This is a genomic window from Actinomycetospora sp. (assembly GCF_055612215.1).
In genome coordinates this window covers 1-5,975 of record NZ_JBVPVA010000964.1, presented here as the reverse complement: position 1 = coordinate 5,975, position 5,975 = coordinate 1, and the positions used below count along the sequence as shown (strand labels likewise).

Annotated in this window: 5 protein-coding genes; 2 read left to right on the top strand and 3 right to left on the bottom strand. The window is 76.1% G+C overall.

Going from position 1 to position 5,975, the window contains the following annotated elements:
* Positions 1 to 1,107 (bottom strand): ABC transporter transmembrane domain-containing protein (locus tag AC0CYZ_RS26350; RefSeq protein ID WP_472220868.1); only part of this gene is annotated, 1,107 nt, incomplete at its 3' end.
* A 123-nt stretch (positions 1,108 to 1,230) separates the two neighbouring features.
* On the bottom strand, positions 1,231 to 2,436 hold the full coding sequence (locus AC0CYZ_RS26345) for a DUF2188 domain-containing protein (protein ID WP_472220866.1): 1,206 nt from the start codon (positions 2,434 to 2,436) through the stop codon (positions 1,231 to 1,233).
* 188 nt (positions 2,437 to 2,624) lie between these two features.
* Here AC0CYZ_RS26345 and AC0CYZ_RS26340 point away from each other — a divergent pair, with 188 nt between their 5' ends.
* Positions 2,625 to 3,308, top strand: a complete 684-nt coding sequence (locus AC0CYZ_RS26340; protein ID WP_472220864.1) for a hemerythrin domain-containing protein — start codon at positions 2,625 to 2,627, stop codon at positions 3,306 to 3,308.
* Here the strand turns inward: AC0CYZ_RS26340 and AC0CYZ_RS26335 are convergent.
* Positions 3,274 to 5,592 carry an ATP-binding protein gene (locus AC0CYZ_RS26335; protein WP_472220862.1) on the bottom strand — a complete coding sequence of 773 codons (2,319 nt, stop codon included), beginning with the start codon at positions 5,590 to 5,592 and terminating at the stop codon, positions 3,274 to 3,276. The two genes, AC0CYZ_RS26340 and AC0CYZ_RS26335, sit on opposite strands and share 35 nt — an antisense overlap.
* Before the next feature lie 49 nt (positions 5,593 to 5,641).
* Here AC0CYZ_RS26335 and AC0CYZ_RS26330 point away from each other — a divergent pair, with 49 nt between their 5' ends.
* A complete protein-coding gene (locus AC0CYZ_RS26330; RefSeq protein ID WP_472220860.1) occupies positions 5,642 to 5,818 on the top strand; it encodes a hypothetical protein in 177 nt (58 codons plus the stop codon).
* Positions 5,819 to 5,975 lie beyond the last annotated feature (157 nt).

Below are 5,975 nucleotides of genomic sequence, written 5' to 3'. Positions count from 1 at the left end.
GTCGGTGGGGTAGCGGAACCACACGTCGCGCAGCTCGACCTCGCCGCGGGAGTCCGCCTTCGCCAGCGGGCGCGCGCGGGGGGAGTCCTGCAGCTCCGGGACGAGGTCGAGGTACTCGAAGATGCGCCCGAACAGCGCCAGCGAGGTCTGCACGTCCAGCGACACGCGCAGCAGGTTGACGATCGGGAACAGCAACCGCGTCTGCAGCGTCGTGAACGCGACGAGCGTCCCGGCCGAGATCCCGGCGTCGCCGCGGGCCGCGAGCAGCCCGGCGACCAGGTAGACCACGGCCGGGATCAGTGCGAAGAAACCGGTGACGACGGCGAAGAATGACTGCCCGCTCATCGTCTGTCGGATCTGCAGGGTGGTCTGGCGGTCGTTCTCGGTGCGGTAGCGGGCGATCTCGTGCTCCTGGCGGCCGAACACCTTGGCCAGCAGGATCCCGGAGACCGACAGCGTCTCCTGGGTGATCGCGCTCATGTCCGACAGCGAGGACTGCGTGCGCGCCGCGATCTTCCGCCGCACCCGGCCCACCCGGATCTGCAGCAGCAGGAACACCGGCAGCAGCACGAACGCGACGAGCGAGAGCTGCCACGACAGCGCGATCATGGCGATCACCGAGGCGACCACGGTGACGACGTTGCCGAGGATCGACGACGCGGTGTCGGTGACGACGGACTGCACGCCGCCCACGTCGTTGTCGAGCCGCGACTGGATCGACCCGGTGCGGGTGGAGGTGAAGAACCCCAGGTGCATCCGCTGCAGGTGCGCGAACAATCGGTCGCGCAGCGACTGCATGACGCGGTTGCCCAGCACCGTCGTCAGGTACGTCTGGCCGATGCCGATCACCGCGGAGACGGCGGCGATCCCGATCATCGCCCCGACGAGGGCCGTGAGCAGCCCGAGCCGCGGACCGCCGGGGACGAACAGCGCGTCGTCGAAGACCCGCTGCGTGAGGAACGGGGTCACGACGCCGAGCGCCGAGGTGATCAGGATGGCCAGCGCGATGAGCGTCAGTCGCCCGCGGTAGGGGGCGAAGAGAGCGAGCGCGCGGCGCCCGGTCGTGTCCTTCGCCGTGGGCGCGGTCCCGTTGCGGCGGTCAGCCATGAACGTCCTCTCCTCCGGACGCCCACTCTGCTGCCGGGCGGTCCCCCGCGTCCAACCGGGGCCGGGCCGTCGAGTGGCCCCCGGCGCTCGGAGGCCCGGCGCCGGGGGACCACTCGGGCCGGGTCAGTGCCCGGTGGCCTGGTGCGCGCGCCGCTGGGCGGCGTCGGTCCCGCGCGCGGCCCCGACCCCGACGAGGTGCAGGCCGCCGGAGACGAGGACGCCGACGACGCGGCCAGTGATCCGGACCGGGTTGAGGGCGTGGGCGAGCTGGTCCAGTGGGGCCGCCGCGGCCTCGGTGACCGCGTGGATCTGCTGGCCGAAGCGGTCGGCGGCGCCTTCGGCCTCGTCGCCGACCTCGTCCCCGAGGGTCGACGCGCGGTCGGCCCCGGCCGCCACGCGGCGACCCAGGTCGTCCGCGGTGGACCCGACGCGGGCGGCGGTGCGGCGGGCGGCCGCGCGGGTCTCGCCGGCCACCTCGCGGGCGGTGCCCTCGGCCTCGTCGGCGAGCTGGGCGCCGGTGGCCTGCGCGACGTCCGCGGCGTCCTCCGCCGCCGACCCGACGCTCTTGTCGCCGTCGCGCACGGCCTCGACCTGCTGCTCGACCCCGGCCGCGCCGGCCCGGGCAGTGCGCCCGGCCCGCTTCGCCGCGCCGCGGGTGTGACCGGCCGCCTTCTTCGCGGTGGTCCGCGCCTCGTCGGCGGCGTCCTCGGCGGTGTCGGCGACCTCCGAGGCCGCGGCCCGGGTGGCGTCACGCGCGTCCTGCGCCGCGACCCGTGCCTCGTCGGGGAGGTCCTGGCTCCCGGAGCCGTCACCGGAGCCCACGGTGTCGTCGTCGGCGGCGCCGTCGGTGCCGCCCGCGGCGTGCACAGCGTCGGGGGTGTGGCCGGTCCGCTGCGCCGCGGCCGTCGGGTCGGACGGGGGGGGGCCGGCACCGATGGTGGTGCCGGTGGTCGCGGCGGCCGTGTCAGCCGTGCCAGCCGTGGCCGTCTGGTCGGCGACCCGCGACGCCGCGGTCGAGGAGTCCTCGCCGCCGGTCTCGTCGATGGCGGACTCGACGGCGTCGACGGCGCCCTCGACGCCGGCCTCCTCCGCGATCTCGGCCGCCGTCCGGCTGATCTCGGTGGTGCCCGCGTCGACGCGCCGGGTCTCGACGACCTGCCCCTCGGTGCCGTGCACCACGACCTGGCCGCCCCCGCGGTCCGCGACGATGTCGACGGCGCGCTCGACGGCCTCGACCTCCGTCGTGGTCCGGGCGGTCACGTGGTCGCCGTCCTCGGGCGCCGTGACGGTCCACCCGTCGTCGCTGGGCTTCACGTGGCGGTCGGGCATGTGTGGCTCCCTGGGCTGTCGGATGGCGTGCTGGGGGCTGCCCACCCGCGGCTCCGTTGTCACGTGCGTCCGGGGTCGCGTTGGCCTCACCGAGGTCCGGGTCCGGGTTCGAGCCGTGGCCGGCTGTGGGGGTGGTGTGGGGGTCGTGTGGGTGGGCCCGGCCCGCGGCGCTCGGCAGGGTTCCGGTCATGACGACGACACCGCACCGCCCCGACACCGAGCCCGCCGACGTGCACGACATGGTCGTCGTGCACCGCGTGTTCCGCCGTGAACTGCGCCTGATCCCACCGCTCGTGCGCGCGGTCGCCCCCGGGGACGTGTCCCGGGCCGCGGTGCTGGCCCGGCACGTGCGGATCGTGCTGGACGGCCTGCACCTGCACCACACCGGCGAGGACGAGCTCCTGTGGCCGTTGCTGGCCGAGCGCGCCGCACCGTCGGCCGAGCTCGTGGCCCGGATGCAGGCCCAGCACGGCCGGGTCGAGGCGCTGCTGGAGCGGCTCGGTCCGGTGCTGGAACGGTGGACGGCGGAGGCCCGACCCGCCGTCGGCGAGGAACTGGCGAGCACCGTGGACGGGCTCCGGGTGGCCCTGGTGGAGCACCTCGACGACGAGGAGGCCCACATCCTCCCGCTCGCCGCCCGCCACGTCTCCCAACAGGAGTGGGACCGCCTCGGGGAGCACGGGCTGGCGGCGATGGGACGGTCGGAGATCCTCGTGATGTGCGGGATGATCCTCGAGGACGCCACGCCGGAGGAGCGGACGGCGATGCTGGCGAACGTCCCGGCGCCGGTGCGGCTGCTGGTGCGCACCCTGGGGGCGTGGCTCTACCGCCGGCACGTCAGCGTGACGCGCACCGTTCCCGGACCCGGCTGACGTACCCGTCGATCTCGGTGGGACGCAGGGCGCGGCCCATCTCCCACGCGCGGCGGAAGGTCTCGTCGTCGAGGTGCGCCCGAGCCTCGAGGAGATGCCGGTCGGCCACGTCCCGGTGCAGCGGGATCGCCACGACGGCCGCCGACGTGTCCGACGTGGCGGCCCCGGCGGCCATCAGGATCGTCGCGGTCTCCGGGAGGCCGCGCCGGGCGGCGACGACGCCGAGGGCGGCCAGCGTGACCACCAGGGTCCACGTGGTGCCGACCTCGACCGCGAGGTCCGCGGCCTCGCCCAGCCGCTCGACGGCGGCCCCGTCCTCGCCCTCCGCGAGCAGCAGCGCGGCGCGCAGGTTGAGAACGGTGGCCGTCGTGAAGGGACTGGCCAGCTGCCGCGCCGTGGCCTCGGCCTCGTCGAGAACGGGACGCGCCGCGCGCGGGTCCTGTGCACCGACCAGGGTGGCGCGGGCGGCCAGGGCGTGGGCGAGGGCCCAGCGGTCCGCGGTCTCCCGCGCCAGGGCGACGGCGGCGTCGAGGGCGCTCCGGGCCGCGTCCGCGTCGCCCAGCCCGGCCGCGCCGTAGCCCTGCAGGACGAGGGCCTCCGCCAGGCGGGCGGGATCAGCAGTGCTCCGGGTGAGGTCGGCCGTCGCGGCGGTGGCCGCGTCCCGGGTCCCCGACAGGTCCCCGGTGGCGAAGCTCAGCCCGCCCAGCGCCAGTCGCGCGGCGGCCCGGTCCTCGAGAGCCAGGTCGCGGTCCTGCTCGGCCACGGTCCGTGCCCACGCCATGCCCTCCCCGGCGGCGCCGCGGAGCGCCCAGGACAGCCACGTGTCGGCGAGCAGCGTCGCCGCGGTCCCGGCGTCACCGGCCGCGAGCAGCGTCGTCAGCGCCGCCCGGACGTTGCCGTGCTCGATCTGCAGCTCGTCGAGCCATGCCCGTTGATCGGGGCCACGCAGCCCGTCCCGGGCCGCCCGCGCCCGGTCGGCGACGTGGTGGGCGTGGCGGGCGGCCACGGCCGCGTGCTCCCCGGTGACCGTCAGGCGGTCCGCGGCGTACTGACGCACCGGCTCCAGCAGCCGGTAGCGGCCTTCGGAGCGGGGATCGGGGAGCACCAGGGACTGCTCGACCAGGCCGCCCAGAGCGGTGAAGGCGTCGACGGACCCGTCCACGACGACCTCCACCGCCTCGAGGGTGAAGCCGCCCCGGAACACCGCGAGAAGGCGCAGCAGGCGCTGCTCGTGGGCGGTGAGCAGATCGTGGCTCCAGTCCATCGTCGCGCGCATCGTGGACTGGCGGGCCGGCAGATCCCGCAGTGCGGCGGAGTCGATCGCCCGGTCGAGCCGTGCGAGGAGGGTCCGGGGACCGAGCAGCCGGGTGTGCACGGCCGCCAGCTCCAGGGCCAGCGGGAGTCCGTCGAGGCGCTCGCAGATGGCGGCCACTGCCGGCGCCGACGTCTCGTCGAGGGCGAACCCCGGTCGGACCGCCCGGGCCCGGTCGCAGAACATCTGCGCGGCCGGTGACTCCGCCACCGCGGCCGGGTGCGCCGTGCGGGGGACCGGGAGCGGGTCGAGCGGGTACTCCTGCTCGCCGCGGACCCGCAGCGGCGTGCGGCTCGTGGCCAGGACGACCAGGCCGGGGCAGCGGTCGACGAGCCGCGCCAGCACCGGGCCGGCGGTCCCGACGACGTGTTCCACGTTGTCCAGGACGAGCAGCCGCCGCGGCCCGTCCAGGTGGAGCGCCAGCCGGTCGACCAGGCCCTCCGCGCGGTCGTCCCGCAGTCCGAGCGCCCGCGCCACGGTCACGAGCACCAGGTCGGGGTCGCTCACGGCGGCCAGCTCGGCGACGGCGACGGTCCTCTCCTCGGCGAGCCGGCCGGCGACGGCGAGGGCCAGCCGGGTCTTGCCGACACCTCCGGGCCCGGTCACCGTGACCAGACGCGCCGGCCCCTCGCGCAGCAGCTGCGCGATCTCCTCGAGCTCCGTCGCCCGCCCCAGCAGGGGCGTCCTCGGGACCGGGAGGTGGCCCGGCGCGGGGGGTGTGGCACTCTCCGCCGCAGGTCGGGCGGCGGTGGTCAGGGCCGCGAGCTCCTCGGCGTCGGCCCCGAGCGCCTCGGCGAGAGCGCGCACGGTGTGTGGATAGGGCCGGCGGCGTTCGCCGCGTTCGAGGGCGCCGATCGCGTTGCTCGTCAGCCCGGCGCGCGCGGCCAACTCCTCCTGGGTCAACGAGGCGGCCTCGCGCAACCGCCGCAGACGGACTGCGAACTCGCCCCGATCCGCGTCGCCGGCGCCCACCCTCGGGACGATACGGCCGTCGGCCGCGACCCCGTCCTATCCTGGGTCCATGACGGCCTTCGGTGGCATCTTCCGCGCTCCGAAGCTCGAGGGTGTCGAGGGCTCCGAGGACAGTGGTGAGCGCGGCCGGGTGGTGGGGCTCGACCTCGAGAGCGGCGTCGTCCGGGTGCGAGCGGCCCGTCCCGAGCAGCCGGACGCGGAGGAGCCGCCGGACAGCTCGGACTGACGCCTGCGGGGACCGGGGCTCAGGCCGCCCGCACGCGCAGGACGGACCCGGTGGCGCCGGTCGTGACCATCACGACCACCAGGCCGCAGAGGACGGTCGCCACCGGGGCCAGGCCCCAGATCTCGACGGCCACCCCGGCGAGGAGGCTCGAGACCGC

What these genes read in the sequence shown, in the direction of transcription:
- AC0CYZ_RS26330 (WP_472220860.1), top strand. Translation starts at nt 5,642, where the DNA reads ATGACGGCCTTCGGTGGCATCTTCCGCGCTCCGAAGCTCGAGGGTGTC.
- AC0CYZ_RS26345 (WP_472220866.1), bottom strand. Translation starts at nt 2,436, where the DNA reads ATGCCCGACCGCCACGTGAAGCCCAGCGACGACGGGTGGACCGTCACG.
- AC0CYZ_RS26340 (WP_472220864.1), top strand. Translation starts at nt 2,625, where the DNA reads ATGACGACGACACCGCACCGCCCCGACACCGAGCCCGCCGACGTGCAC.